Origin of the sequence: Boseongicola aestuarii, assembly GCF_900184815.1 — a bacterium.
Taxonomy (GTDB): Bacteria; Pseudomonadota; Alphaproteobacteria; order Rhodobacterales; family Rhodobacteraceae; genus Boseongicola; species Boseongicola aestuarii.
Map to the genome: position 1 here is coordinate 123,064 of NZ_FXXQ01000009.1, position 24,595 is coordinate 147,658.

29 protein-coding genes and 1 riboswitch are annotated in these 24,595 nt (G+C 58.9%); of the genes, 12 read left to right on the top strand and 17 right to left on the bottom strand.

The window, feature by feature from the left end; translation table 11 throughout:
* Nucleotides 1–55: 55 nt before the first annotated feature.
* A complete protein-coding gene (locus BOA8489_RS13535) occupies nucleotides 56–1,159 on the bottom strand; it encodes a histone deacetylase-like amidohydrolase (protein ID WP_093974651.1) in 1,104 nt (367 codons plus the stop codon).
* Nucleotides 1,160–1,181: 22 nt separating this feature from the next.
* Nucleotides 1,182–1,427 carry a DUF8831 family protein gene (locus BOA8489_RS13540; RefSeq protein ID WP_093974652.1) on the bottom strand — a complete coding sequence of 82 codons (246 nt, stop codon included), beginning with the start codon at nucleotides 1,425–1,427 and terminating at the stop codon, nucleotides 1,182–1,184.
* A 114-nt stretch (nucleotides 1,428–1,541) separates the two neighbouring features.
* Here BOA8489_RS13540 and BOA8489_RS13545 point away from each other — a divergent pair, with 114 nt between their 5' ends.
* Complete coding sequence (locus BOA8489_RS13545) at nucleotides 1,542–2,252, top strand: M48 family metallopeptidase (protein ID WP_093974654.1); 711 nt, start codon at nucleotides 1,542–1,544, stop codon at nucleotides 2,250–2,252.
* 77 nt (nucleotides 2,253–2,329) lie between these two features.
* On the top strand, nucleotides 2,330–2,584 hold the full coding sequence (locus tag BOA8489_RS13550) for a DUF6455 family protein (protein ID WP_093974656.1): 255 nt from the start codon (nucleotides 2,330–2,332) through the stop codon (nucleotides 2,582–2,584).
* A 54-nt stretch (nucleotides 2,585–2,638) separates the two neighbouring features.
* Here the strand turns inward: BOA8489_RS13550 and rimO are convergent, their stop codons facing one another.
* The 5 genes from rimO to BOA8489_RS13570 all read right to left on the bottom strand — a co-directional run bounded on the left by rimO (nucleotide 2,639) and on the right by BOA8489_RS13570 (nucleotide 6,336).
* Nucleotides 2,639–4,003, bottom strand: a complete 1,365-nt coding sequence (gene rimO / locus BOA8489_RS13555; protein ID WP_093974659.1) for a 30S ribosomal protein S12 methylthiotransferase RimO — start codon at nucleotides 4,001–4,003, stop codon at nucleotides 2,639–2,641.
* Between the two features lie 201 nt (nucleotides 4,004–4,204).
* Nucleotides 4,205–4,450 carry an EAL domain-containing protein gene (locus tag BOA8489_RS13560; RefSeq protein WP_306345762.1) on the bottom strand — a complete coding sequence of 82 codons (246 nt, stop codon included), beginning with the start codon at nucleotides 4,448–4,450 and terminating at the stop codon, nucleotides 4,205–4,207.
* A 228-nt stretch (nucleotides 4,451–4,678) separates the two neighbouring features.
* A complete protein-coding gene (locus tag BOA8489_RS20490; RefSeq protein ID WP_176440304.1) occupies nucleotides 4,679–4,822 on the bottom strand; it encodes a hypothetical protein in 144 nt (47 codons plus the stop codon).
* A gap of 72 nt (nucleotides 4,823–4,894) precedes the next feature.
* The gene (locus BOA8489_RS21100) at nucleotides 4,895–5,311 is read right to left on the bottom strand and encodes a GGDEF domain-containing protein (RefSeq protein ID WP_093974663.1); all 417 of its coding nucleotides are present in this window, start codon (nucleotides 5,309–5,311) and stop codon (nucleotides 4,895–4,897) included.
* A 473-nt stretch (nucleotides 5,312–5,784) separates the two neighbouring features.
* On the bottom strand, nucleotides 5,785–6,336 hold the full coding sequence (locus BOA8489_RS13570; protein ID WP_093974665.1) for a GcrA family cell cycle regulator: 552 nt from the start codon (nucleotides 6,334–6,336) through the stop codon (nucleotides 5,785–5,787).
* Nucleotides 6,337–6,673: 337 nt separating this feature from the next.
* Here BOA8489_RS13570 and BOA8489_RS13575 point away from each other — a divergent pair, with 337 nt between their 5' ends.
* Both BOA8489_RS13575 and argF read left to right on the top strand, forming a co-directional pair.
* The gene (locus tag BOA8489_RS13575; RefSeq protein ID WP_093974667.1) at nucleotides 6,674–7,837 is read left to right on the top strand and encodes an aspartate aminotransferase family protein; all 1,164 of its coding nucleotides are present in this window, start codon (nucleotides 6,674–6,676) and stop codon (nucleotides 7,835–7,837) included.
* Between the two features lie 85 nt (nucleotides 7,838–7,922).
* Nucleotides 7,923–8,849 carry an ornithine carbamoyltransferase gene (gene argF / locus BOA8489_RS13580; RefSeq protein WP_093974669.1) on the top strand — a complete coding sequence of 309 codons (927 nt, stop codon included), beginning with the start codon at nucleotides 7,923–7,925 and terminating at the stop codon, nucleotides 8,847–8,849.
* Nucleotides 8,850–8,852: 3 nt separating this feature from the next.
* Here argF and BOA8489_RS13585 read toward each other — a convergent pair whose 3' ends face one another.
* The gene (locus BOA8489_RS13585) at nucleotides 8,853–9,782 is read right to left on the bottom strand and encodes a ketopantoate reductase family protein (RefSeq protein ID WP_093974671.1); all 930 of its coding nucleotides are present in this window, start codon (nucleotides 9,780–9,782) and stop codon (nucleotides 8,853–8,855) included.
* 15 nt (nucleotides 9,783–9,797) lie between these two features.
* Nucleotides 9,798–10,046: a ParB N-terminal domain-containing protein gene (locus BOA8489_RS13590; RefSeq protein WP_093974673.1), complete on the bottom strand. Its 249-nt coding sequence runs from the start codon at nucleotides 10,044–10,046 to the stop codon at nucleotides 9,798–9,800.
* Nucleotides 10,047–10,341: 295 nt separating this feature from the next.
* Here BOA8489_RS13590 and BOA8489_RS13595 point away from each other — a divergent pair, with 295 nt between their 5' ends.
* From BOA8489_RS13595 to BOA8489_RS13615, 6 genes are all read left to right on the top strand, one after another.
* Nucleotides 10,342–10,650: a DUF4389 domain-containing protein gene (locus BOA8489_RS13595; RefSeq protein ID WP_093974675.1), complete on the top strand. Its 309-nt coding sequence runs from the start codon at nucleotides 10,342–10,344 to the stop codon at nucleotides 10,648–10,650.
* Nucleotides 10,651–10,991: 341 nt separating this feature from the next.
* Entirely contained in the window at nucleotides 10,992–12,239 is a 1,248-nt protein-coding gene (locus tag BOA8489_RS13600; protein WP_093974678.1) for a hypothetical protein, read from the top strand.
* A 60-nt stretch (nucleotides 12,240–12,299) separates the two neighbouring features.
* A complete protein-coding gene (gene lepA / locus BOA8489_RS13605) occupies nucleotides 12,300–14,099 on the top strand; it encodes a translation elongation factor 4 (RefSeq protein ID WP_093974680.1) in 1,800 nt (599 codons plus the stop codon).
* Between the two features lie 66 nt (nucleotides 14,100–14,165).
* A complete protein-coding gene (locus BOA8489_RS13610; protein ID WP_141138300.1) occupies nucleotides 14,166–14,906 on the top strand; it encodes a hypothetical protein in 741 nt (246 codons plus the stop codon).
* Between the two features lie 121 nt (nucleotides 14,907–15,027).
* Nucleotides 15,028–15,159 (top strand): hypothetical protein, encoded by a 132-nt coding sequence (locus BOA8489_RS20955; protein WP_281256198.1) that lies wholly within the window; start codon nucleotides 15,028–15,030, stop codon nucleotides 15,157–15,159.
* A gap of 71 nt (nucleotides 15,160–15,230) precedes the next feature.
* Nucleotides 15,231–15,584, top strand: a complete 354-nt coding sequence (locus BOA8489_RS13615; RefSeq protein ID WP_141138301.1) for a hypothetical protein — start codon at nucleotides 15,231–15,233, stop codon at nucleotides 15,582–15,584.
* Between the two features lie 4 nt (nucleotides 15,585–15,588).
* On the opposite strand, the gene BOA8489_RS20495 is transcribed toward BOA8489_RS13615, so the two are convergent.
* The gene (locus BOA8489_RS20495; protein ID WP_176440305.1) at nucleotides 15,589–15,729 is read right to left on the bottom strand and encodes a hypothetical protein; all 141 of its coding nucleotides are present in this window, start codon (nucleotides 15,727–15,729) and stop codon (nucleotides 15,589–15,591) included.
* Nucleotides 15,730–15,858: 129 nt separating this feature from the next.
* Here BOA8489_RS20495 and BOA8489_RS13620 point away from each other — a divergent pair, with 129 nt between their 5' ends.
* Together BOA8489_RS13620 and rpsD are read left to right on the top strand one after the other, a co-directional pair.
* Nucleotides 15,859–16,764 carry a lipid A-modifier LpxR family protein gene (locus BOA8489_RS13620; RefSeq protein WP_093974686.1) on the top strand — a complete coding sequence of 302 codons (906 nt, stop codon included), beginning with the start codon at nucleotides 15,859–15,861 and terminating at the stop codon, nucleotides 16,762–16,764.
* Between the two features lie 188 nt (nucleotides 16,765–16,952).
* Nucleotides 16,953–17,573 (top strand): 30S ribosomal protein S4, encoded by a 621-nt coding sequence (rpsD, locus tag BOA8489_RS13625; RefSeq protein ID WP_093974688.1) that lies wholly within the window; start codon nucleotides 16,953–16,955, stop codon nucleotides 17,571–17,573.
* A gap of 94 nt (nucleotides 17,574–17,667) precedes the next feature.
* Here rpsD and BOA8489_RS13630 read toward each other — a convergent pair whose 3' ends face one another.
* From BOA8489_RS13630 to BOA8489_RS13660, 7 genes are all read right to left on the bottom strand, one after another.
* Complete coding sequence (locus BOA8489_RS13630) at nucleotides 17,668–18,894, bottom strand: D-amino acid dehydrogenase (protein WP_093974690.1); 1,227 nt, start codon at nucleotides 18,892–18,894, stop codon at nucleotides 17,668–17,670.
* Nucleotides 18,895–19,043: 149 nt separating this feature from the next.
* Nucleotides 19,044–19,130, bottom strand: a riboswitch (glycine riboswitch).
* 104 nt (nucleotides 19,131–19,234) lie between these two features.
* Nucleotides 19,235–21,442, bottom strand: a complete 2,208-nt coding sequence (locus BOA8489_RS13635; protein WP_093974692.1) for a 3-hydroxyacyl-CoA dehydrogenase NAD-binding domain-containing protein — start codon at nucleotides 21,440–21,442, stop codon at nucleotides 19,235–19,237.
* Entirely contained in the window at nucleotides 21,435–21,947 is a 513-nt protein-coding gene (locus BOA8489_RS13640; protein ID WP_093974694.1) for a hypothetical protein, read from the bottom strand. Before BOA8489_RS13640 ends, BOA8489_RS13635 begins: the two co-directional genes overlap by 8 nt.
* Nucleotides 21,948–21,994: 47 nt before the next feature.
* Nucleotides 21,995–23,206, bottom strand: coding sequence for an acetyl-CoA C-acetyltransferase (locus BOA8489_RS13645; protein ID WP_093974696.1), 1,212 nt, complete (start codon nucleotides 23,204–23,206; stop codon nucleotides 21,995–21,997).
* Nucleotides 23,207–23,222: 16 nt separating this feature from the next.
* Nucleotides 23,223–23,858: a glutathione S-transferase family protein gene (locus BOA8489_RS13650; RefSeq protein ID WP_093974699.1), complete on the bottom strand. Its 636-nt coding sequence runs from the start codon at nucleotides 23,856–23,858 to the stop codon at nucleotides 23,223–23,225.
* Nucleotides 23,855–24,370, bottom strand: coding sequence for a hypothetical protein (locus BOA8489_RS13655; protein ID WP_093974702.1), 516 nt, complete (start codon nucleotides 24,368–24,370; stop codon nucleotides 23,855–23,857). The genes BOA8489_RS13650 and BOA8489_RS13655 overlap by 4 nt, the downstream gene beginning before the upstream one ends.
* Before the next feature lie 3 nt (nucleotides 24,371–24,373).
* Complete coding sequence (locus tag BOA8489_RS13660; protein WP_093974705.1) at nucleotides 24,374–24,586, bottom strand: hypothetical protein; 213 nt, start codon at nucleotides 24,584–24,586, stop codon at nucleotides 24,374–24,376.
* Nucleotides 24,587–24,595 lie beyond the last annotated feature (9 nt).

A 24,595-nucleotide genomic window follows, 5' to 3' on the forward strand; every position in this document is an offset into this window, starting at 1 on the left:
GTTCGAGGCAAGAGGTATTCGCGCACGCCCCGGATTTCCAGAGGGGGCGCGCAGATCAGGGTAGGGCGTCGGCCATTTCTGCGATCAGGCCGCTTGCGAAGGCCTCGAACGCCTTGCCAGGCTGGCGTTCTCTGAGGGTTTCCGCGAAGGGGTCGGGAGCGTCGATGGATGACCCGGACATTTCCTGCAACGTGGCGTGGCCGCAAAACGGGACGTACATTTCGGAATAGCCGCCTTCATGCGCCATGACGAGGCGGCCCTGGCAGATGTCGCCGGCAAGGTCGAGCACGCGGCGGGTCATTTGCCGGAAGGTGTCGACCGAGCAAAGCATGCGCCCCAAAGGATCGAAGGCTGCGGCGTCAAAGCCGCAGGCGATGACGATCACGTCAGGCTTGAAGGACTGAATCGCCGGGATCGCGAGGCGGTCGATGGCTTCCAGCCAGGTGTTGTGCCCTGCGCCGGGCGGCAGCGGAATGTTGAGGTTGGTGCCTTCGCCGTGGCCCTCGCCGCGGTCTTTGAAATCACCTGTGTCGAGGGGATAGTTGCGTTCCTGATGCAAAGAGACCGTCAGGACGTCGTCGCGGTCATAAAAGATGGCTTCGGTGCCGTTGCCGTGGTGGACGTCCCAGTCAAGCACTGCGACGCGGCCTGTTTTGCCGTCGGCAATGGCGGCTTCGACGGCGATCGCGATGTTGGCGAGGAGACAGAAGCCGTTTTGCCAGTCGCGAAGGCAGTGGTGACCTGGCGGGCGCGTGAGGGCGTAGGCGTTGGTGAATTCGCCGTCCAAGACCGAAAAGAGCGCGGCTTTGGCCTGCCCTGCGGAAAGCGCGGCAAGTTCGTAGCCACCGGGGCCGTAGGGCGCGCGCAGGCCGGTTTCACCGCCGCCCTTGTCCGAGGTCTTCCTGAAGGTCGTGAGGAAATCGCCGGTGTGGACCCGGATCAGGTCGATCTGGCTTGCGGGTGGAGCGCGCATGACGGTGAGATCGTCCATCAGGCGCGTGACGTTCATCAGGTTGACGAGGCGACGCTTGGTTTCGGGATTTTCGGGCAAGCCGCCCGTGGCGGCCGGTTGTATCAAACCGCCGACGGGCGCCAAGAAGGAATAATTGCCACCAGAATGCCAGAAGCTTTGCTCGTCGTAAAAAAAGGCGGTGCTCATGTCGGGAACTCGGTTGACTGGATCATTTAGGCGCGTCGGGTTTGTTGCGCAGGTACACACCTTCGGGAAGATTGAGCGACGCTGTCAGATCGGCGATCTGTGCCAGCGACAACGTTATCTTCTGCATGGTGTCGGTGCGCGGATCGAGTTGTTCAATGGTCACGCAATCATCAAACGCCGTGACGATGATGTCTTCCTGACGGTGTGCTGCGGCATCATCCACAAGGGTGACGACCGTGGCGTCGAATTCGTGCTCGATGGTAAACATGGCCGCTAACGTGACGGCATCGGCGGGTCTTCGCAAGGGCAACTGCTTGAGAGTGGCGGTCTTTTCGTTATCGTGCCAGAGGTGAACCTATCAGCTGAGTGAGGAGTTTCGGTGATGCGGTCGGTGTGTATTTCTCTTGTGGCGATTCTGGGTCTGGCGGCCTGCGATATACAGGTCGAAGGGCCTTCCGGAGTCTCGCGGCCGACCGAGGCGCCGGTCAGCCAGTCGCGCACGGGCGGGCCTCAGTCTTTGGCCGATTTCCGTGCCGTGGTGCGTCAGGTTGAGCCCGTGGCCGAGCGCACCTGCCGCGAGCTACGGCCCCGCGCGAACTGCGATTTCCGCATTTTCATTGATGATCGTGAAGGATTGCCGCCGAACGCCTATCAGACGCTGGATGAAAACGGGCGACCTTTGATTGGATTCACGCCTGCGCTGTTTGCCGAGATGCGCAACCGGGATGAGTTGGCTTTTGCTTTGTCCCATGAGGCGGCGCACCATATCGAGGGGCACATTCCGCAAATCCAGAATTCTGCGGCCGCAGGCGCGATTTTGGGCACGCTGATCGGGTCCTTGGCGGGGCTCGATCAGGCAGGTGTTGAGACTGCGCAGAACATAGGCGGGACGATTGGTGCCCGACGCTATTCAAAGGGGTTTGAGCTTGAAGCCGATTCTCTTGGCGCACGCATCGCGCAGCGGTCCGGGTATGATCCTTTGCGGGGCGTCTTGTATTTTGCCCGATCCGCCGACCCCGGTGACCGGTTTCTGCGCACCCATCCCCCGAACGCGGACCGGATCAACACCGTACGACGCGCCATCGGTGGCTAGGCCGGAAATTTGATCTGGATCAGAGCGGTGGGGTTTTCTGTCAGGCAGGCTTGAGGCAACCAGACAGGAGAAACCCGATGAGCACAACATCCAAGACGGCCCACCATGAGCAGCTTTTGGAGCGTATGGCCACGCGAAATGGCGCGGATCTTGATCTTGCGCGTCAGTCCGGTTTGATCGACGGGACGGAAATCGTCGAGGCTTTGGTGGCTTGCATGGGTTGCAGCGACGCTGGCGGCTGCAAATCTCGGCTGGATCGTGATGTGCCGGGCTTTCCCGACTATTGCCGCAACGTGTCCATGATCCAGCGCGTGGAAGCTTTGACACATTGAGTTTTCTAGAGGCCCTTGCGGGCCTCTGTTTTGGATATTTTTGCCAAAAAGAAGTTAGCTATTGCGCTGACCCCAGAGGTCATACTCGCTGGCTTCGTCAATCTCGACGGTGACGAGATCGCCGGGTGCGAGGTCATTCGTGCTTTCGTCGATAAACAGGTTGCCGTCGATTTCGGGGGCGTCTGCCATGGTGCGGCAGGTGGCGATGCCGTCCTCGTCGATGTCATCCACGATGACTTGCAGGGTGGTGCCGACTTTCGCGGCCAGTTTGGCAGCGGAAATGGATTGGGCCTTTTCCATGAAGCGGTTCCAGCGGTCTTGCTTGATGTCGTCGGCGACATGATCCGGCAGCGCGTTTGAACGCGCGCCGTCGACGTTTTCGTATTTGAAACAGCCGACGCGGTCGAGTTTTGCTTCGTCGAGCCAGTCCAGAAGTGTCTGGAATTCGGCTTCGGTTTCGCCCGGGTAGCCGACGATGAAGGTTGAGCGCAGAGTGATGTCCGGGCAGTCGGCGCGCCACGCTTGGATTTCGTCCAGTGTGCGGGCGGATGCTGCGGGGCGGGCCATACGTTTCAGCACGTCGGGGTGTGCGTGTTGGAAGGGTATGTCGAGGTAGGGCAGGATTTTCTGCTCTGCCATAAGTGGGATCATCTCGCGCACGTGAGGGTAGGGGTAAACGTAGTGGAAGCGGGTCCAGACGCCGAGGGTGCCGAGGTCGCGGGCAAGGTCTAGAATCGGGGCTTTGGTGTCGCGGTCTTTCCAGTCGGTGCCGTAGGCGGAGGTGTCCTGACTGATGACGAGGAGTTCCTTCACGCCGTTTTCGACCAACTTTTCGGCTTCGCGCATCACCGCCTTCAGCGGGCGCGAGGAGAGGCGGCCGCGCATGTCGGGGATGATGCAGAATTTGCATTTGTGGTTACAGCCTTCGGAGATCTTCAGGTAGCTGTAGTGCCTTGGCGTGAGTTTGATGCCTGTGGCCGGCATCAAGTCGATGAAGGGATCGGGGCTTGGCGGGACGGCGTTATGGACGGCGTCGAGGACGTGTTCGTATTGGTGCGGGCCGGTGACGGCGAGCACTTTGGGATGCGCGCCGGTGATGTAGTCGGGTTCGGCGCCGAGGCAACCGGTGACGATGACTCGGCCATTTTCGGTCAGTGCTTCGCCGATGGCGTCGAGGCTTTCGGCCTTGGCGCTGTCGAGGAAGCCGCAGGTGTTCACGATGACCGCGTCCGCGCCGGAATAGTCAGGGCTGATCGCGTAGCCTTCTGCGCGCAGGCGTGTGAGGATGCGTTCGCTGTCGACCAGGGCTTTGGGGCAGCCGAGGGAGACCATGCCAATGGTCGGTTGTCCGGGGCGCGCGGCATCGGGGACGCGGGCGCGGGCAAGGTCGGGGCGCAGGTTTGGCGGGTTTTGGGTCATAGCTGCGCTATAGCGGGAGAATCTGGAAGGCTCAACGACGCAGGTGCCGCATACGTGGGGCGGATTCAGCTTGCGATGGCGCGGGTCGGGAAACTTTGTGGCGCCGCGGCGACGGACCAGTTCCCAATGTAGCGGGTGATCTTATGGACGGGGCGGCTTTGCCAATAGGGTGGCCCTGAAGCATGTCGACGCTGATACGTCTCAGGATTGGACGCTGGCTTCCGGTTTCGACACCCTCGGTGATGATTGTCGTTGCATGTTGTGGCCGAGATCGGTGAGGGCCTGCACAATGGCGTAGTCTTTCGGGTCATTCACGAGGCCAATCACGAAGTTCGTGTCGATTTTCAAAGCCGTGCAGCGCAGGAGTTTCCGGATTGATATCGACGAGCTGCCGGTACCGAAATCATCGAGCGCAAAGAACATGCCCATTTTGCGGATCGCCTTCAGGAGGGGGGCAAATCATCCAGATTGAACGCGTTCCGGTCGCTTTCGGTCACCTCATCGCCAGAAAACGGGCCGGGAGATTGCGTTCCCTGTCCATCGTCGTGAGCGTCTTAACCAAATCGGTGTACTTGAGGTGGCTTTTGCCGAGGTTCAGGCACGCGCTGATGTCTAAGCCTAAGCTGTGAGATCGTTGACAACGGCGCGGGCCAGAAATCCAAGTGTCAGATGATGCTATCTGACCAAGGCGTCGACGCCCTCGAACACACCGCTTTGCGCGTTGATGATTGGCTGAACATCGGCCGCGATATCGCCAGCGCAAGCGGCGTTCTGAGTGCTGTTGATTTCCCATAGTCGGCGTTCGAAAGCGCCGGTCATGCCTTGCGAGCGTCCCCGAAGCCGGAACGCTGATCTTTCTTGAAGCTTTAAAGGGCAGGTCCGCGGCTTTCATCAGTTCGGCAATTGCACTGAGGGCAAGATCGCCCACGGGGGCCCGTATTGATCATTGATTTCCTTGAATTTATTCGCGTCGATCTGGACAAGGCAAGCACGGCGGCACGCCAAATCGCAGTCCTGGATCATGCGATTTACCTTGTTGCTGAAGCCAAATCTGTTGAGCGTTCTGGTCAATGGATCGCGCTCGGCAAGAAAACGGGCATGCTGCTCAAATATCTCTTCCGCCCGGCGCGATTTTGCGACCGCGTGAAAGGCAATGACCTCAAAGCTGGAGGTGATGCCGACGGGAACCCCTGTGACGATCCAGAAAATACCTCGAAACGGGATGGCATGGTCCGTTATGTCGTGAACCATGTGCAGAGTGAATGTCCGACCGCCGATGAGAGTCTGGGTTCTGTTCACACTTCCCATCAGGCGTTCACCATGAAGAGACGGATAGCAGTATAAGGTGACCCGGGTGTCGACGTCGGATGATTGCGCAATCTCCCTTTTGGCTTCTGAGGGGATAGCGGTTTCCGGTGGATCGCTTTGTAAGCGTCCCGAGGAATTCCCTTCTAACAAGGCATGAAGGGCGGCGATGGTATTAATGCTGCGGCTTCCAGGCCATCGAATATGAGATCGGCCTATTGCCGCGATTCTGACCCTACGGAGGGTTCAAGCCATTGGTTGACGACAGGGCGCGCCACAAAGGCCTGCAAAGAGACAAACCAGACCGGCCAATACCATCTGCTGTAGCGACCAGCGATTTGCCAGCCGGGTCAATACCATCATTCTACCAATTCGTACTGCACCCCTCAGGGCTTGGAACAGGTCGGATGCTCTCAAATCACGACAATCAGCGAGCATTGGTAAACGGCTGACTAAACAGTCTGACGCTGCTTGGCCTAGCGGCGGCGGTCGCGGCGGCTGCTCATGGGCTGGAACGCGACACTGACGTGTGCTTCGCAGTAGGGCTTGCCCTGCTGCACCGACAGGCCGCAGAACCAGAAGTCCTCGGTTGCGGGATCGCCGATTGGCCATTTGCAGGTCCGTTCAGTCAAATCCATCAGACCGATCCGCTTGGCGGTCTTTTCGACCTCGCGCACATTGGCGAGCGTTTCGGGGCTGATTTCGTTTGCCGAGGGCTGTGGCGGAAGCGGTTGGCCCGCCGGGACAATCGGTTTTCTGGGCGTGACTGTCACCTCGATAACCTTGTCCTGCGGCGCGACTTTCGCCGCCGGCTTGGCTGCGGGCGCGGAGGTGTCCGCTTTTGCCGCCTTGCGTTCGGGCGCGGGGGTCGATGAGGCGCCAGCGCGGTTCGAAAGGCCAAGGCGATGCACCTTTCCAATGACGGCATTGCGGGTCACACCACCAAGTTCTTTGGCGATCTGGCTGGCCGACTGGCCTTCGCCCCACATCTTTTTCAGTGTCTCTACCCGCTCGTCAGTCCACGACATGGATTTTTCCTCGGCCTCGATTGTTGAAGGCTTATATTAAGCACCGGCGCAGGCGGTCACAAGGCGCGTGACGCATGAATAACCCAGAGATCCGCGCAAAGTTTGCGGCCTGACGCAGGGATGCACCGGTTTTACGCCAATATCACGCTCGACAAGACGCCATGGATCGCCTATCCGGGCGCCATGACGATGACTGGACATACCGCGCTTCGACGCCGACGCTGAAGCGTCGCTTTTCCGCACTTACCTGTGCGTCCAGTCTTTCATGCCTTCCAAAATGTTGACACGCCTGACCGCCACTGGCACGTCTCAGGCTTCTGAATAAAGGTTCAAGCCGATGATCCCGTCGATCCTGCCCACTTACAACCGCGCGCCGATGTCCTTTGTAGCCGGCGAAGGCGCCTGGCTGATCGAGAAGGATGGCCGCCGATTTCTGGATCTTGGCGCCGGGATCGCGGTGAACTCACTCGGGCACGCAAACCCCGATCTGGTCGCGGCCCTGACCGAGCAGGCGGGCAAGCTTTGGCATACTTCGAACCTCTATGAGATCCCGGGCCAGCAGGAGTTGGCGGACCGCCTCGTTGATGCGACTTTTGCGGATACGGTGTTCTTTACCAACTCCGGCACCGAGGCTTGTGAGTTGGCGGTGAAAATGGCGCGGAAACACTGGTTCGAGAAGGGCGAGGATCGCTTTGAGATCATCGCCTTCACCGGGTCTTTTCACGGGCGTTCGGCTGCGGGAATCGCAGCAGCCGGGTCTGAAAAAATGACCAAGGGCTTCGGTCCGTTACTGCCGGGCTTCACCCATGTCGCATTCGGCGACCACGAGGGGCTGCGTGCGGCGTTGAACGACAAGACAGCGGCCGTCATCATCGAACCCATCCAGGGCGAGGGAGGAATTATTCCCGTGCCTGATCAGTGCCTCAAGGGGCTGCGCGATGCCTGTGACGCTGTCGGCGCCTTGTTGATCTTTGACGAGGTGCAATGCGGCATGGGCCGTACGGGCAAGCTTTTTGCGCATGAGTGGTCCGGTGTCACGCCTGACATCATGATGGTTGCAAAAGGAATTGGCGGCGGCTTCCCGCTCGGCGCCGTGCTGGCGACCGAAGCGGCTGCGGTTGGCATGACAGCGGGCAGCCACGGGTCGACCTATGGTGGCAATCCGCTTGCGATGGCGGTTGGAAATGCCGTTATGAAGATCGTCGCAGACGACGCTTTTCTCGCCGAGGTAAACCGGAAATCCGGTGCGATGCGGCAGGGGCTTGAAGGTCTGGTGGCAAATCACCCGGATGTCTTTGAGGCCGTGCGCGGCGCGGGCCTCATGCTTGGCCTCAAATGCAAAGTGCCCAATACGGACGTCGTAAAGGCTGGCTATGACGCGCAAATCCTGACCGTCCCGGCTGGCGATAACGCCATCCGCATCCTGCCGCCACTGAATATCCCCGATGAGGATATCTCCGAGGCGCTACGACGTCTTGACCAGGTGGCGGCAAGCCTCTGACTTTCTTTTTGGTCCAAATATCCCGGGGGAGTCCGCGAAGCGCGAGGGGCAGAGCCCCAACTCCGGCATCGAAAGCGATACTGACATGAGCCATTTTCTCGATATCCACAAAACCCCGCCAGAGGCGCTGCGGTCTATCCTCACATCAGCGGCAAACATGAAATCCGCCCGTGCAGGGCGCACGCGAGGGGCAAAGGACGATGACCCTGCTCTCGAGGGGCGGATGGTCGCGTTGATTTTCGAAAAACCTTCGACCCGGACGCGCGTTTCTTTCGATGTCGGCGTGCGGCAGATGGGCGGGGAAGTGATGGTCCTGTCGGGCAAGGAAATGCAACTGGGCAGCGGCGAGACGATCGCTGATACGGCGCGTGTTCTCAGCCGGTACGTGGACCTGATAATGATCCGCACATTCGAAGAAGAGGCCCTGCTCGAGCTTGCCGACCATGCCACCGTGCCGGTGATAAACGGACTGACGAACCGCAGCCATCCCTGCCAGATCATGGCCGATATTCTGACCTTTGAAGAGCATCGCGGCCCGATTAAGGGTAAGAAAGTCACATGGTTAGGCGACGGAAACAACGTCTTTGCCAGTTTCGCGCATGCGGCTGGTCAGTTCGGATTTGACCTGACTTTCGCGGGCCCTCCGACGCTTGATCCTGAAGCCGAGTTTGTCGCGCTGGCGCGCTCGAAAGGCGTCAAGGTCGAGATCGTCCGTGATCCGGTTGAAGCCGTCGACGGTGCCGATCTGGTGGTGACGGACACCTGGGTGTCGATGCATGACAGTCAGACGACGAAAGAGCGGCGCCACAACCAGTTGCGCCCTTACCAGGTGAACGAGGCGTTGATGTCACACGCCAAGACGGACGCCTTGTTCATGCATTGTCTTCCGGCTCACCGCGAGGAAGAGGCGACGAGTGCTGTGATGGACGGACCAAACTCGGTGATCTTCGACGAAGCCGAAAACCGGCTGCATGCCCAGAAGGCCATCATGCGGTGGTGTCTGGGCGTTTAGCGGTCAGGCGCGGATCGTTGCCGGCCCGTCCTTGACGGCGGCCAGAGCGTTCCAGGTAACGGAATGCGCAGGCGTTGGAACTCCGAGTTCCTTGCCCAAAGCGTGCACGCGGCCCGAGAGCCATTGAAGTTCGGTAGGTTTGCCCGCCTCGATGTCCACCAAAAGCGACGACGACTGTGCGCCGGGCTGCGCGCCGTATGTCCGGAAAACTGTCTCGCGGTGGTCTGGATCAAGCTGGATGCCCTTGGCAGATGCAACTGCGATGGCTTCGTCAATCATCTGAGCCAAAAGGACTTTTGCTTCCTGCGAGGCAAAGACCCCGCCCAAGGGGAGCCGGGTGAGCGCGGTGACGCCGGCGATTGACGCCTGGGCCGTGAATTTGCTCCAGACAACCTTTTCCGCATCCCGCGAGCGCGTGACGTCGATGGCTTCGGCGCGGTCGATTTCGTCGAAGAGCGCGGCCATGGTTGCGTCGCCGTTCAGATCATCCACAAGCATTTGATGCTTGCCGCCGGGGGTCATGATCGTGCCGGGTTCCTTAATATCGGCGGCAAGGTAGATGACACCCTGAGCGATGCGGTCTGCGTTGGTGAACTGTGCGATCATCGGCTTGGCATCAATACCGTTTTGCAGGGTTATAATGCGTGTAGTTTCTGTAATCATTGAGGAAAACTGACGTGCGACGTCATTGAGGTCCGGCAATTTGACGGTTGCCAGAATGATGTCGACCGGGCCGATCGCGGCGATGTTGTCGGTGGCTTCGATGCTGGTGAGATGTGCGCAGCCAAAGGGGCTTTCGATCCGCAGTCCGTTCTGTCTGATCGCGTTCAGATGACCGCCGCGCGCCACAAGGGTGACCTGGTTGCCGGTTTGCGACAGCCGTCCACCAAGATAGCCGCCAATTCCACCGGCGCCGATAACTGCGATTTTCATGGAGCTCTCCGTAAGTCAGTGCAAGCGCGCGTGGACGATGTAGGCCGAGATCGCTTCTTCACCCAAGGCGCGCATGGCTTCAAGTCTATGATATCCTTCAATCAATACGAACTTATCGCCGTCCTTGCGGACGCGGATCGGGGTGATCTGGCCGTGTTCCAGGATGTCTGTCGCAAGGGCTTCGACCTTGTCGGGATCAAGTGTTTTCGCCCGTTTGACCGGCACGCGAATGTCGTCAATGGCAAGGTTCTGTTTCTGCAACATGCGCGAAAGCCTAGCACGAAGTTTGGGGCCTGTATCGGATTTTCGCAACGCGCGGTGGGCGGCCTCGCCCTGAAACGGTGCGAAATGGGGCGGCCAGGAAAACAAGGGGTATCCCGGCAAATTACAACGTCGGTATCGCGTCGGTGCAACGTTGGTATCACGTCGGTGCACGTTGCTATTCACGCCGGCAACACCACGAGATGTGGTGTTTGACGTCAGAAAGGTGAACAAGCTCTTAACGCGGAAGGCGGATCGGTCTTATAGTGGGTCGAACCGGCGATTTGAGGGGTGCGACATGGCACAGTCCGACGAAGACAAAACTGAGGGTCGTCTGAACGGCGAACAGATTGAGCCGACAGGGGACGAGAACCTGTTCCTGCGACTGGTCTATATGATCATCATCGCGCTGATGATTTCCATCGCGCAAACGGTTCTTGGGTTCATGACCGTGGTGCAGTTCGTGATCATGCTGATCAATAACAAGGAGCCGAATGAACGCATTGCCGAGTTCGGCACGGACTTGGGTATCTGGATCGCCAAGGCCGCGCGCTTTCAGACCGCTGCAAGTCAGGTAAAGCCCTGGCCCTGGACAGAACTGGACTGAGGTTTGTCCGGCGTTGCGACGTCGCCGGTCTGAAGCTCCGGAACCGATGGCCGGAAACGTGAGGTACGAGATATCTGTGGCTTGATCTTGGGGCGTCCGGGCTGAAGGCGATTGTATTTGACGACGCGCACCAAGTCGTTGTGCAGGCGAGCGGACGCCCTTGGTTAGTGCGTCGGTTCGGGTTGGTTTACTTGGGGTGGAGCACGCGACGGACAAGGCGGCGCGGTTCTTGAGCACCTTTCCTTAGTCATCTGTGCTTTGATGCATTTCAGCGAAAAATTGTGATATGTGTGGAGCTTAGGCCGTCGGACAAACTGTCGGTGAGTGTAGGAGGCGTAACATTGGGTGAGAAGTTTGGGCGTTCCGGGTACGACGCTGCCGCCTGGCTGGTCCGATTTGGTCTGGTCGTTGCCCTGACGGTTTTGCCCTTTGCGGTCGTGGCCGAAACAGAGGCGCGGTTGATCCACTTCACAGAAGACGGACGCCAGGGCGGCACGCCTTTGTTGCCCGGCTTTGCGATGCATTCCGTGTGGTCGGGCATGGGGCAAGCCGAGTTCGGCACGATTTTCATTGCGGTGTCCAACCATGATGAAGTGCTTGGAAATGTCGCGATTTTTGCGCTTGATCCGGGGGCGGATCGAATGCGTTTCGTCAATGACATCAAATCTGTGTCCGAAGCCGCGGGCAATTGGCTGGAGGGTGAGGGACAGTACAAGGTCCACACATTCCTTGAGCAAGCTTCGGACGGGCGGTTATATTTCGCGACTATGCCGGCGACCAAGCCTGCGGGACGTCGCGGCGCGCATCTCTATGCGCTTGATCCTGCGACCGAGCAGATTGAGGACGTCTCGTCGCAGTTGCCGTACACGGTAACGCGAGAGGGAAAGATTGTCGGCGGTCGTGGTGTTTTACTGGAGGAGTTGGGGATCAAGGGGCTGGGAGCGCATGTCGAGTTTGAAGACATGCTTTATCTGATGGCACACGACAACGGCGCGCTGTTGCGGCTTGATCTTAGGACGGGGAGCGTATTGGCCATCGGGCATTCGCCGCGGGTGTCTTATGCGTTTCACGTCGATGCGGAAGGGGATGTGTATTACCTCGGGGGGACGCCGGGTGAGGCGCAGGCATTTCTTCATTTTGATGCGCAAACAGGAGAGACGACGCCTTTGGTGTCCGGGATTTCGGAAGACGAAGAGGTCGGGATGATCGTGGCGACGGCGAACCCGGATTTGATCCTTGTTTTACTGGCCAAGTCGAAAGAAGTCTTCCCGGTCCAGACTAAGTCGGAAAAGCGGTTGCGGGGCGGGACGTCTTGCGGAGAGAATTGGTGGCGGTTGTTCAATATGACGGTTTCACCGGACGGGAAGGACGTCTATTTCGTATCCAACAACAACAGTCGCGCGGCAATCTGGCGGGCACCTGTGGGTGGCGGGAAATGCGTTGAGGTGTTGGATGCCGAGGGCCTGTTGGGGTCGCGAAATCTGGCATTCGGGGGGCGAAATATCTGGGTGGGTGACCGCTTTTATACTCCTGTCTGGACGCATGAGGGCCCGAACGATCTGGCAATTTTGGAAGTGACGGTGGAGTAGGGTGCCCGCAGGCGATCGCGGCCACTTGCCAACCTCTCCAAACCCCTACATATCACCGGTATGACCGATCTCGCACATATCCGGAACTTCTCGATCGTGGCGCATATTGACCACGGAAAATCCACTTTGGCGGATCGCCTGATCCAGCTGACGGGCACTGTTGCCGAGCGCGATATGAAAGCGCAGATGCTGGACAGCATGGACATTGAGCGTGAGCGCGGGATCACGATCAAGGCCAACACCGTGCGCATCGAATATCCGGCAAAAGATGGGCAGACCTATATTCTGAACCTGATCGACACGCCCGGACATGTGGACTTTGCCTATGAGGTTTCGCGGTCAATGCAGGCCGTTGAAGGGTCTTTGCTGGTTGTGGATGCGTCGCAGGGCGTCGAGGCGCAGACCTTGGCGAACGTGTATCAGGCGATTGATGCGGACCACGAGATCGTGCCGGTTCTGAACAAGATCGACCTGCCGGCAGCGGATGTTCAGCGGGTGTCGGAGCAGATCGAGGATGTGATCGGGATCGATGCTTCGGACGCGGTGCAGATTTCGGCCAAGACGGGGCTGGGTATTCCGGAAGTGCTTGAGGCGATCGTCGCGCGGTTGCCTGCGCCCAAGGGTGACCGGGATGCACCGTTGAAGGCGATGCTGGTGGACAGCTGGTATGATTCCTATCTGGGTGTCGTCGTGATGATCCGGGTGATTGACGGGGTGATCCGCAAGGGTGACCAGGTCAAGATGATGCAGACTGGCGCGAAATACGGGATCGACAAGCTGGCCGTGCTGAAGCCGCAGATGGTCGATATCAAAGAGCTTGGACCGGGCGAGATCGGTATTCTGACGGCCTCGATCAAGCAGGTGCGCGATACCAAGGTCGGCGATACGATCACTCATGAAAAGAAGCCTTGTGCCAAGCCCTTGCCTGGATTTGCGCCATCGGTTCCGGTGGTATTCTGCGGGCTGTTTCCGGTGGATTCGAACGACTTCGAAGACTTGCGCGATGCGATCGAGAAACTTGCGTTGAACGATGCGTCTTTCACCTATGAGATGGAAACTTCAGCCGCGCTGGGCTTTGGGTTTCGCTGCGGGTTCCTTGGGCTGTTGCATCTTGAGGTGATCCGGGACCGGATCGAGCGCGAGTATGACATTGATCTGATCACCACGGCACCGAGCGTTATTTATGACGTGTTCATGCGCGACGGCTCGAAGATCAAGCTGCACAACCCGGCGGATATGCCAGATATGAGCCTTGTGGATCACATCGAGGAGCCGCGCATCAAGGCGACCATTCTGGTGCCGGACGAGTATCTCGGGGATATCCTGAAGCTGTGTCAGGACCGGCGCGGGGTGCAGTTGGATCTGACCTATGCGGGCAGCCGGGCAATGGTGGTGTATGACCTGCCGCTGAACGAGGTGGTGTTCGATTTTTATGACCGGCTGAAGTCGGTGACCAAGGGATATGCGTCTTTCGATTACCAGATGATCGGTTATGCGGCGGATGCTTTGGTAAAAATGTCCATCCTTGTGAACGACGAGCCTGTCGATGCGCTGTCGATGATGGTGCACCGCGATCGGGCCGAGACACGGGGGCGGGCGATGGTGGAAAAGCTGAAAGAGCTGATCCCGCGCCACATGTTCAAAATCCCGATCCAGGCGGCTATTGGCGGCCGCGTGATCGCGCGCGAGACCTTGTCAGCGATGCGCAAAGACGTGACAGCGAAGTGTTACGGCGGCGACGCGTCCCGGAAGCGCAAATTGCTGGATAAACAAAAGGCGGGTAAAAAGAAGATGCGCCAGTTCGGGAAGGTCGAGATCCCGCAGGAAGCGTTTATCAATGCGCTGAAGATGGATGGGTGAGTGCGAACCACAGGTTTCAATGAACTGACAAAGTGGTCGAACCTTGCGCGGCTTGCTTCCGGGAATTTGCCTAAGCTTACGATAGTTGCGCCTTTCGTCGCGTTCATAATCCTGCACAACGAACCTCTTCAGCCTGTTCTTGAACTTTCCGACAACCGACATTCGAATCCCGTTATTGATTATCTGGCACTTGCACGCTTCGATATTTTTTATCTCGGACTGATTATTATCGGGCTGGGGGTTGGGCTATTCTCTCTTTTCAGTCCGAAGCAGGTCACTGGTTATCGGAGCTATGATGCATTTCTTGAGGCAAAGCTGCGCTCGCAAAGTCCGAATTCAGTCATTGGAAGCCTCCGACTGTCTTTGGAGAAATTTCTGGCGGCATCTCGTGAGGAACCGGCCCTCGTCGATCCACATGGCCATAAAGCAAGCTTTCCGAGACGATTTAACGAGAGCATGGCGGCTTTGCTGGAGAATGCGCTTAGCCGCGAAGAGCTAAGCGAACATCAGCTTCTAAAGGACAATGACGAGCCAGCAATTGATCGAATCTTGCAGATCATGCACCACCGAGAGCCGTCTCAGCGTAGTATTTGGAAGCACCTTTTCGCCGCGATGCCACAGAATGCGGTCGACATCTACCGTATTGAATACCTTGTCGCGGACTACTCCAGACCCGCGATGCGGCTTTCAGTATTCTGCTTCTTGGGAATTGGCATCTGCGTGATGCTGGTGCCGACGATTATCACGACCTTTCTTGTCATCGATGATTTGACGAATGCTGGCGCCGTTGCTGTGAGCACGCAATAACTCAACGCCGACAGGGGTTTTCTTCTCTTTTTGGTACCCTACGGTTGCAATACACCGCCAAACCCATGCCACAATTCCCTGTCATCTCCCTCGCTGCACGCAACCTAAAAGGGAAAAGCACGTGGAAATTGTCTGGAGCCTCACGCCTCTTGGTTGGGCGGTCCTTATCCTTGGATACACCTGTGGTGTGATCCTAATGTACAAACTGATGGTCCGCACGATCCGCCGGAACCGCGACAGCGCGGACGTCTGAGCGCGGTTTTTCTCGACAGGGGTGCGTAAAAGGCGCAGGCTTTCCTCATAATAATAGGGGAGCAATCAACCATGTCACCAGAACTACGCCAATCAATCGTGCATTCACGCACGACGAATTACATTTCCATAATGACGGCCACGATCCTCGTTTTTGCAATCATCGGGGGCGTTCTGCATTTGGGCGACGGGGCCTATTCGGCGCCTTTGATGGTGCTGACGCTGACAGTGACAGTCTTCGGCGTGCTCGCTGGCGGGGTGGCGCTGGACGATCTGGCAAACCTCAAGAGCGACATGACGGACGAGATCCGCGCAACGGGCTATGGCAAAGGGATCGAGGCGCGCGACTTTGGCAAGCTCAAGATGATCTCAAGCACGCTGATCGGTCTGACCGGACTGGCGTCGGTTCTGGCGATCCTGCTTTAGGCGGTCAGAACAGGTCGCGACCGCGGTCTTCGGAGGCCGAGTCGATGGCGACGGCGCCAACCGCGCCGATTGCGACCGGGACGCAGCCCGACAGGGCTGTGAGCGCGGCGATCAGGACTGCGAGGCGGGCGAGGGTCTTGGACATTGTGGTCTCCTTTGCCTGCCAGCTTGGCTGTGGTTTTGACGCGCGGCAAGGGGATTTCCGGGGTTCGTTGGGGTTGATGGGGCCAGGTTGGCGTGATTCAATCGCTGTGAGAACGGGTAGGAGACGGCTTTGCGGTTCTGGCAGATCGGTGGTGTGGCGTTACTGGGGCTTGGGCTTGGTCTGAGCGCGGCGGACGCGCGGGAGCGGCTTGGCTGGTCCCTGGCGATCTCGAATGATTCGATCGGCGAGTTTCTGGACCGGTGGCAGAGTTCTTCGGTGCAGTTCGGGACGTTTTACGGGCCGGAGTGGTCGGGGGTGGCACCGGAGCGGTTTGGCGAGATGCTGGAGTTCCGGTTTCGCACGGATATTCTGACACCGGCCAGTTTGGATGCGCCCGATCCCGATGATCGCCGCCACGCCGGGGTTTTGGCGTTTGGCGTGCATACGTACGCGACGCCGGGGGCCTTGGAGGTGCAGGGCGGCGTCGATCTGGTGGTTGTTGGGCCGCAGACGGGTTTGCTGGGTTTGCAGCGGGAATCGCACAAGGTTTTGGGGTTCACGGTGCCCGAGCTGGAGGATTTCCAGATAGAGGATACGGCGCGGCTCGATTTCAGTGGTGAGGTAGCGCGGGTCTGGGATTTCGGGGCGGCGCGGGTACGACCGTTTGTTGCGGCGCAGGTGGGGTCCGAGGATTTCGTGCGGGCTGGTTTTGATGTGACGTTTGGGGCTTTGGGGCGCGGGGATCAGATGGTTCGGTCGGTGACGACCGGGCATCGGGTGCCGGTGGGCCTTGGGACCGATGACGGGTTCAGCTTTGTTTTTGGAGCGGATGTGGCGCGCGTGGTGGACAGCATTTATCTGCCCGAAAACCTTGGATATGAGCTGACGCCTTTGCGCAAGCGTGTGCGGGCCGGGGTGCATTTTGGGGCTGATCCGTGGGATGTGTTTTACGGCATTGCCTGGCTTGGCGAGGAGTTTGAAGCGCAGCCTGAAGGGCAGCTTGTGGGGACCTTCCAGATTGCGTGGCCATTCTGAGCCAGCCCGTTATTTCTAGCATGTTGACAGGGGTGATGCCCCGGCCTATACGCCGGGCTTCATTGGTGTTGGTGGCCCTCGCAAGAGGATCCCTGTCAGGCCACGGCGGATCGCAAGAACAGCCCGAAGCCAGAGGACAACGCCCTTCATAGTTCCCGGATGGGGACGCTCTAAGAAGGAGATCAGCCGTGACCAAACGCACGTCTGCCAAGTACAAAATTGACCGCCGGATGGGTGAAAACATCTGGGGTCGTCCGAAATCCCCCGTCAACCGCCGCGAATACGGCCCCGGCCAGCACGGTCAGCGCCGCAAGGGCAAGTTGTCCGACTTTGGTCTGCAGCTGCGTGCCAAGCAGAAGCTGAAAGGTTACTACGGCGACCTGACGGAAAAGCAGTTCAAGCGCATCTACGTCGAAGCTGCCCGTGTGAAGGGTGACACCGGCGAGAACCTGATCGGTCTTCTGGAGCGTCGTCTGGACGCTGTTGTTTACCGTGCCAAGTTCGTACCGACCGTTTTCGCAGCGCGCCAGTTCGTGAATCACGGCCACGTGACAGTGAACGGCAAGCGCGTCAACATCCCGTCCTACCGCGTAAAAGAGGGTGACGTGATCGAAGTGCGTGAGCGTTCCAAGCAGATGGCTCTGGTTCTTGAAGCCGCTGGCCTGCCCGAGCGTGACGTTCCAGATTATCTGGAAGTCGATCACTCGAAGATGACTGCGTCCTTCGTGCGTACGCCTGGTCTGGGTGATGTGCCTTATCCGGTTCAGATGGAACCAAACCTGGTTATCGAATATTACGCTCAGAACTAATCGTTCTTCTGAGTGCCGAGATTGGAAAGGCCGCCCCAACAGGGCGGCCTTTTTCGTTTATTGGCTTGGTGGCGCTGGGTTGAGCGGAGCGCCATTACTGCGGATAGTCGGCGAGAATCTTGTCGGCGATGATCTCGGCGGTCGCGGCGGAGAGTGTCCAGCCGAGGTGGCCGTGGCCAGTATTGTAGTAGACGCCGGGGCGTTTGCCGGGAGCGACGATGGGCACCATATTTGGCATCATCGGGCGCAGTCCGGCCCACGGGACGGCGTGTTCGGTTTGAACGTCCGGGAAGACGTCTTCGACCCATTTCACAAGCGGTCTGACGCGGTCGTCTCGGATATCCCAGTTGTAGCCGTTGAATTCGGCTGTTCCGGCAACGCGGAAACGGTCTTTGCCGAGGCGGCTGGTCACGACTTTGGCTTCGTCATCGAGAAGGCTGACCCAAGGGGCAGCAGCCTGGCTTTCCTCGTCGTCGAGTTTCACGGTGATGGAATAGCCTTTTACGGGGTAGACGTTGATCCGGTCGCCGAGGATTTTGCCGAACTTGCGGCTGCCAACGCCGGCGCAGACGACGATGCCGTCAAAGGCCGCTTCGTGGCGGAGTTTCTTTGAGTCTTTCCATGCCACGACGTGGCCGCAATCCTTTTGGGTGATCTCGGTCACATCGGCGTTGAAGTGGAAGTTGACGCCCTTTTTGCGACAAGCTTCGGACAGGCCCCGGCTGTAGAGGTGGATATCACCGGTTGCGTCGGACGCCGTGTAATAACCGCCGTAGAAGTCGCTTTTGATCGCAGGCTCCAGCTTTTTGATGTCTTCAGGCGTGACGGCTTCGCGGGTGAGGCCGCCTTCCGCCAAAAGCGCGTTCACTTCGGTGGCGTGGTCGTATTCTTTCTTGGTGTTGTAGATATGAAGTATGCCGCGCTCTTCGATATCGAAGGCAAAACCCTCTTTTGCAGCCGTCGTCCGCAGCAATTCGCGCGCGGCGATTGCAAGGCGCACAGTGTCGATGGTGTTCTGGCGATAGTGCGGGATGTTGGCGACGAATTCTGCCATCCATGAGTATTTGTGCCAGCTTGGCTTTGGATTGACGAGGAGCGGAGCGCCGCGTTTGAACATCCATTTCATGCCCTTGAAGACGGTGGACCAGCGGTTCCAGACCTCGGCGTTCGACGCGGAAAGTTGGCCACCGTTCGCAAAGGAGGTATCCATCGCAGCGTAGCGGTTCTGGTCGAAGACGGTGACGTCAAATCCCCGGTTCATCAGGGAATAGGCCGTGGTTACACCGGTCACACCGGCGCCGATGACAGCAATTTTCTTCATAAGGGTTCCCCCCAAAACAGATTCAGATCAGATGCGGATATCCGCACCGGCGATCCCCTCTGTCCCTGAACCTGAGAGTTTACGCAAAAGAGGTCTTTTGCTTTCTCCGTCGGTGGACCTGATGTGTCAGGCCGCTTTCCAGATTGTCAGTCCATAGTGCAGTTCATTTGCCTGAGAGTTTCCGGGGGGTTGCTCCTTCGGCGCCGGGATGAACCGATCTCTCCTGCACAGACCTTCGCGACATCGCTCCGATAGGAGCATTGTTGATTCGGAGCAAGCGATTTTATGTGCGGTCGACCCAGCCGCAGCGGGTCGACCGTTTTTGCGTGGCTTTGTTGCCTCAGGCGGCTTTCGCGGCGTGGCCCGAGCCGTAGCGTCCATAGAAGGTTTCGCCGGTTTCCGCGAGGTCGCGCAGCAGCGCGGGGGTCTCAAAGCGTATTCCGTGGGTTTCTGCCAGAGCGTCGCAGATTTCGACAGCTTTGGCAGCGCCGATCATGTCGAGCCATGAGAACGGACCGCCGGACCAAGGCGCGAAGCCCCAGCCGAGGATGGCGCCGACGTCGCCTTCGCGGATGTCGGTCAGCACGCCGTCTTCGAAAGAGCGGACAGCTTCGAGGGTTTGGGCCATCAATAGGCGGTGCTGGACCTCGGTGAGGGTAGGTTGGTCTTCGAGCAGCGGGTATTTATCGTGCAGGCCGTCCCACGTGCCGGTGCGTTTGCCGGCTTCGTCGTAGGCATACAGACCGGCTTTGGCACCGCGTCCAAGACGGCCTTCGCTTTCGAGCCAGAACAGGATTTCATCGGTGAAGGCATCCGAGTAGGCGTCGCCCATGGCGGCCTTGGTCGCGCGGGCGATAGAGGCGTTCAGGGTAATCGTTGTGTCGTCGATAAGCTGCAAGGGGCCGACAGGGAAGCCAAGGAGTTTGGCTGCATTTTCGATCAGCGCAGGTTCCACGCCCTCGCCGACCATGCGCAGACCTTCGCGGCCATAGGGCAGGATGCAACGATTGGCGTAGAAGAAGCGCGCATCGTTGACGGCGATCGGCGTCTTGCGAATCTGGCGCACGAAGTCGAGCGCCTTGGCCACGGCGCGGTCGCCGGTCTTGGCACCTTTGATGATCTCGACGAGCAGCATCTTGTCGACCGGTGAGAAGAAGTGGATGCCGATAAATTGCTCGGGGCGCGCGCTGGCCTTGGCAAGCTCGGTAATCGGCAGGGTCGAGGTGTTGGTCGCGAAGATCGCCGTGTCGGGGATGATCGGTTCGACTTTGGCTGTCATTTCCGCTTTGACTTTCGGGTCCTCGAAGACGGCTTCGACGATAAGGTCACAGCCTTTCAGGGCGTCGAGGTCGGTGGTCGCAGTGATGCGGTTGAGGACTTCTACTTTCTTTTCTTCGGTCACCTTGCGGCGTTGGATGCCTTTCTCGAGGATGCCTTCCGCATGGGCCTTGCCACGGTCGGCGGCGTCCTGATCGCGGTCTATGAGGACGACTTCGATCCCGGCATTGGCCGAGACATAAGCGATGCCCGCGCCCATCATGCCTGCACCGAGGATGCCGACCTTCTGGACGGTTTCATCAGCGACATCGGGGCGGTTCGCGCCTTTCTCAAGTGCCTGTTTGTTGACGAACAGCGAGCGGATCATTGCGGAGGAGCGTGGGTCCATCAGGATCGAGGTGAACCAGCGAGCTTCGATCTTGAGCGCGGTGTCGAAGGGGACAAGTGCGCCTTCATAGATCGAGCTGAGGAGGGCTTTGGCTGCCGGGTAGACGCCTTTGGTCTTACCGTTGATCATCGCCGAGGCTCCGACGAAGGTCATGAAGCCGGCAGGGTGGTAGGGCGCGCCGCCGGGCATTTTCCAGCCTTTTTGGTCCCAGGGTTTGACGATATCGGCGTCGGTGGCGTTCAGCACCCATTCCTTGGCGGCGGACATCAGGTCTTCGGCAGGGACGACCGCGTCGATGAGTTGCGCTGATTTGGCTTTCTTTGGGTCCAGCATCTTGCCTTCAAGGAGGACGGGAGCGGCAGCCATTGCGCCGACCATACGGGAATAGCGGGTCGTGCCGCCGGCCCCGGGGAAGAGGCCGAGAAGGATTTCCGGCAGGCCGATTCTGCCTTTCGGGGTGTCGGCCATGACGCGGTAGTGGCAGGCGAGGGCGATCTCGGTGCCGATGCCGGCGCAAAGGCCGGGGATGGCGCAAGCGATGGGTTTGCCGCCCTTGTTGGTCTTGGGGTCCATGCCCGCGCGTTCAACTTTGCGCAAGATGCGGTGGCCGTTCATCGTAAATTCGAACAGGGCGGGGGCTGGGTTTTCGCCGCCTTCCGCGCGGATGGTCGCCAATGTGTTCAGGTCCATGCCGCCTGCGAAGGTGTCTTTGCCGGAGGTGATCACGATGCCTTTGACGGCGCCGTCGTTCAGGCCCTTGTCGAGCGCCGCTTCGAAGGTCTCGAAGGCCTCGCGCGACAGGACGTTCATCGACTTGCCGGGAACGTCCCAAGTGATGACGGCGACGCCGTCGTCGTGGAGGTCGTAGGTGAAATCAGACATAGTATTGAACCTTTCGGGTCTTTCTAGATCGCCGTCCCAGAAACAGGGGCGCGGCTTGAACTTTTTTTGGTGTCGCCGTTTGAAGGCAGCAGGGTTCGGATATCTTCCACCGTCGTGGGCAAGGTGAGGAACTCGAGTATTTCGAATTTCTGCGCGCCGTCGTCTTCGAAGATCGGAAGAACCTTACGTCATTGGAAACAGAACTCTCATCTTTGCTGTGCGACTTGGTGAATTTGTCCGAAACCTCTTTGCGTTGGTCTTTCGTTGGTTCCTCGTCGAAGTTCTGGTGATGCGACTGGGTGACCTGATTGGAAACGAGCAGGTCTTTGTCGTTGCTGAACATTTCCGCCAACTGTGCTTCGTTATCTATGATCACAACACGCGCAGGGCTGTAGGCCACAGTGGGCATCGAAAATTGGTCGGCAAGAACAGCGAATTCGCCAAGCACGAGTGCGGACTCGATCGTTTTGAAAGACTCTTTCAAAGTTTCGGTTTCGGGCTTCATGATTGGCAATACTTCCGGCTTGCAAGGGTCTCGGGCGCCGACGGATGTCAGACCCGTTCGATAATCGTCGCGGCCCCCATTCCGGAGGCCACGCAGAGAGTGGCCAAACCGAGCGTTTTGTCAGCGCGTTCCAATTCATCCAGCAGGGTGCCGATGATGATCGCGCCGGAAGCCCCGAGTGGATGGCCCATGGCGATGGCGCCGCCGTTCACGTTGACCTTGCTATGGTCGACGTCGAAGGCCTGCATGAAGCGCAGGACGACGGACGAGAAGGCCTCGTTCACCTCGAAAAGATCGATATCGCTGATTGAGATTCCGCTGTCGGCGAGGATTTTCTGGGTCGCGGGCACGGGGCCGGTCAGCATGATCGTGGGATCAGTGCCGATTTTGGCCGTGGCGCGGATGACGGCGCGAGGCTTGAGGCCGTGGGCTTGGCCGAACTCTTTCGAGCCGATCAGAACACCTGCCGCACCATCGACGATGCCGGATGAGTTTCCGGCGTGGTGGATGTGGTTGATCTTCTCAAGGTGCGGATACTTCATCATCGCGACGGCGTCGAAGCCGGGCATGACTTCGCCCTGATCTTTGAAGGCCGGCTTCAAGGCACCCAACGCCTGCATGTCGGTGCCGGGGCGCATGTATTCGTCGTGATCGAGGATAGGCAGGCCGTTCATGTCCTTGATGGCGATGATCGAGCGGTCGAACCGTTTTTCCTGCCACGCCTTGGCGGCGCGGTCCTGGCTTGCGACGGCGAGTGCGTCGGCATCATCACGGGAGATGCCGTATTCCGTCGCGATGATGTCGGCCGAGATGCCTTGCGGGACGAAGTAGGTGTTCATGGCGATGGAGGGATCGACTGCGATTGCGGCACCGTCGGCACCCATAGCGACGCGGCTCATGCATTCGACGCCTCCTGCGATGTAACCGTCGCCGGCACCACCTTTGACCTGATTGGCGGCGAGGTTCACGGCTTCCATGCCGGAGGCGCAGAAGCGGTTGATCGAGAGACCGGGGATACGTTCGTCGAGGTTCGAAGCGAGAACCGCGGTGCGTGCAAGGCATCCGCCTTGTTCCATGACCTGGGTTGCGTTGCCCCAGATCACGTCTTCAACGGTATGGCCTTCAAGGTTGTTGCGCGATTTCAGTGCGTTCAGCATGTGGGCGGACAGCTTGGCGGGTGTCACTTCGTGCAGGCTGCCGTTGGCACGGCCTTTGCCGCGAGGGGAGCGAACGGCGTCGAAAATGTATGCGTCGCGCATGGCGAAATCCTTGTGTTCAGGCCCGATCCGCAGGGGATCCGGGCATCAAGTCGTAGGGATGTTTCCATCCGGGTGTATCGGCAAGGCGGTCAAGCCAGCGGTCAATGTTGGGCCAGTCGGCGCGATCGAAACCGAAGGGTTCCGGGTAGTAGAGGTAGCCACAGCACGAGAGATCCGCATTTGTGACGTTGCGACCGACAATGAAGTCACGTGACGTGAGATGGGTGTCGAGGACTGTATAGGCGGCTTTGAGGCGGCCTTGGGTGAAGGCGATCACCTGTTCGGGGCGCTTTTCCGGGGCGAGAAAGTTCATCAGGAATCGCAGCATTCCGGCCTGACTGGAGAGTTTGTGGTTGTCCCAAAGCACCCAGCGCAGGATTTCGCGGTTTTCTTCAGGCGTTGTGCCGCCGAATTTTCCGGTCTTCTCGGTGATGTAGGACTGGATGACCCCGGATTGCGTGATGCGGGTGTCGCCGTCGACGAGGACGGGCGCTTCGCCCATCGGATTCAGGGCGGCGTATTCCGGCGTGCGGGCGGCACCGTTGAAGAAGTCGACCCAGACCGGTTCCCAGTCGAGGCCGGACAGTTCCAGTGCGAGGGCCGCTTTGTAACTGTTGCCACTTTCGCCAAAGCAGTGGAGGTGCATCGTCATTTGGCGATCTCCGGCAAGGGCACGTCGGCGAAGTCGGGATAGGCTGCGCGGAAGATGAAGTAATGCTGGTCCAACTCGATCCGCATCAGGTGCCACATGTTGTTGTCTTCGACGGCAAGGGTCAGGGTGTTAGCTTGCTGGATTGGCGCGTCGCCGACGGCGATGCGTGTCGTCGTTGGCAGGAAGGCGTAGTTGGTGCCGGCCCCGGTAGTGCCGCTGGTCATGGTGTCGACATCCATGTCAAAGCTTTCGATGGTCGCGCTTTGCATGATCGTCACCAACTGCGCCGTGACCGAGGTGCGGATGATTTCCGGCGACAGTTTGGCCTGTTCGGAAAGAAGTTCAATGACCCCGGGCGGGAGAGCATCGACGACGGCTTTGTAGTCGGCGGTTTCAAGGCTGTTTGCATAGGCGGCGAGAGCTTGTTCAAGTCGGGTCTGTTCGTCGCCGTCAAAGGCAATTGCCGGAGATGCGATCAAAAGAGCCGCTGATAATGATTTGATAAAGCGCATTTTTTATCTCTTTCTCGAATCTAGTTCAGCGTTAAACAATCTCAGGCGGGTGTAGAGGTTGTCGTGGTCCATCACCGAGTTGAAATTTTCAAACAGGAAGCTGAGCGCCTCGCCTTCGTCCAGCCCGGCCTCGGCGGAAAACTTCTTGAGGCGTCGATAGCCGTCTTCGGTCATGGCGACAGGAAAGCGGCGGGTCAGGCGAAGGCGTTTGGGCATGTCGGCTCC

Excerpts from the sequence above, each read along its gene's own strand:
- BOA8489_RS13545 (WP_093974654.1), top strand. The coding sequence starts at position 1,542 with ATGCGGTCGGTGTGTATTTCTCTTGTGGCGATTCTGGGTCTGGCGGCC.
- BOA8489_RS13615 (WP_141138301.1), top strand. The coding sequence starts at position 15,231 with ATGTCACCAGAACTACGCCAATCAATCGTGCATTCACGCACGACGAAT.
- BOA8489_RS13590 (WP_093974673.1), bottom strand. The coding sequence starts at position 10,046 with ATGTTGCAGAAACAGAACCTTGCCATTGACGACATTCGCGTGCCGGTC.
- BOA8489_RS20490 (WP_176440304.1), bottom strand. The coding sequence starts at position 4,822 with ATGACCGGCGCTTTCGAACGCCGACTATGGGAAATCAACAGCACTCAG.
- BOA8489_RS13585 (WP_093974671.1), bottom strand. The coding sequence starts at position 9,782 with ATGAAAATCGCAGTTATCGGCGCCGGTGGAATTGGCGGCTATCTTGGT.
- BOA8489_RS13640 (WP_093974694.1), bottom strand. The coding sequence starts at position 21,947 with ATGAAGCCCGAAACCGAAACTTTGAAAGAGTCTTTCAAAACGATCGAG.
- BOA8489_RS13575 (WP_093974667.1), top strand. The coding sequence starts at position 6,674 with ATGATCCCGTCGATCCTGCCCACTTACAACCGCGCGCCGATGTCCTTT.
- BOA8489_RS13645 (WP_093974696.1), bottom strand. The coding sequence starts at position 23,206 with ATGCGCGACGCATACATTTTCGACGCCGTTCGCTCCCCTCGCGGCAAA.
- BOA8489_RS13655 (WP_093974702.1), bottom strand. The coding sequence starts at position 24,370 with ATGCGCTTTATCAAATCATTATCAGCGGCTCTTTTGATCGCATCTCCG.
- argF (WP_093974669.1), top strand. The coding sequence starts at position 7,923 with ATGAGCCATTTTCTCGATATCCACAAAACCCCGCCAGAGGCGCTGCGG.
- BOA8489_RS13650 (WP_093974699.1), bottom strand. The coding sequence starts at position 23,858 with ATGACGATGCACCTCCACTGCTTTGGCGAAAGTGGCAACAGTTACAAA.
- lepA (WP_093974680.1), top strand. The coding sequence starts at position 12,300 with ATGACCGATCTCGCACATATCCGGAACTTCTCGATCGTGGCGCATATT.
- BOA8489_RS20495 (WP_176440305.1), bottom strand. The coding sequence starts at position 15,729 with ATGTCCAAGACCCTCGCCCGCCTCGCAGTCCTGATCGCCGCGCTCACA.
- rimO (WP_093974659.1), bottom strand. The coding sequence starts at position 4,003 with ATGACCCAAAACCCGCCAAACCTGCGCCCCGACCTTGCCCGCGCCCGC.
- BOA8489_RS13595 (WP_093974675.1), top strand. The coding sequence starts at position 10,342 with ATGGCACAGTCCGACGAAGACAAAACTGAGGGTCGTCTGAACGGCGAA.
- BOA8489_RS13535 (WP_093974651.1), bottom strand. The coding sequence starts at position 1,159 with ATGAGCACCGCCTTTTTTTACGACGAGCAAAGCTTCTGGCATTCTGGT.
- BOA8489_RS13570 (WP_093974665.1), bottom strand. The coding sequence starts at position 6,336 with ATGTCGTGGACTGACGAGCGGGTAGAGACACTGAAAAAGATGTGGGGC.
- BOA8489_RS13550 (WP_093974656.1), top strand. The coding sequence starts at position 2,330 with ATGAGCACAACATCCAAGACGGCCCACCATGAGCAGCTTTTGGAGCGT.
- BOA8489_RS13660 (WP_093974705.1), bottom strand. The coding sequence starts at position 24,586 with ATGCCCAAACGCCTTCGCCTGACCCGCCGCTTTCCTGTCGCCATGACC.
- BOA8489_RS13635 (WP_093974692.1), bottom strand. The coding sequence starts at position 21,442 with ATGTCTGATTTCACCTACGACCTCCACGACGACGGCGTCGCCGTCATC.
- BOA8489_RS21100 (WP_093974663.1), bottom strand. The coding sequence starts at position 5,311 with ATGGGAAGTGTGAACAGAACCCAGACTCTCATCGGCGGTCGGACATTC.
- BOA8489_RS13540 (WP_093974652.1), bottom strand. The coding sequence starts at position 1,427 with ATGTTTACCATCGAGCACGAATTCGACGCCACGGTCGTCACCCTTGTG.
- BOA8489_RS13630 (WP_093974690.1), bottom strand. The coding sequence starts at position 18,894 with ATGAAGAAAATTGCTGTCATCGGCGCCGGTGTGACCGGTGTAACCACG.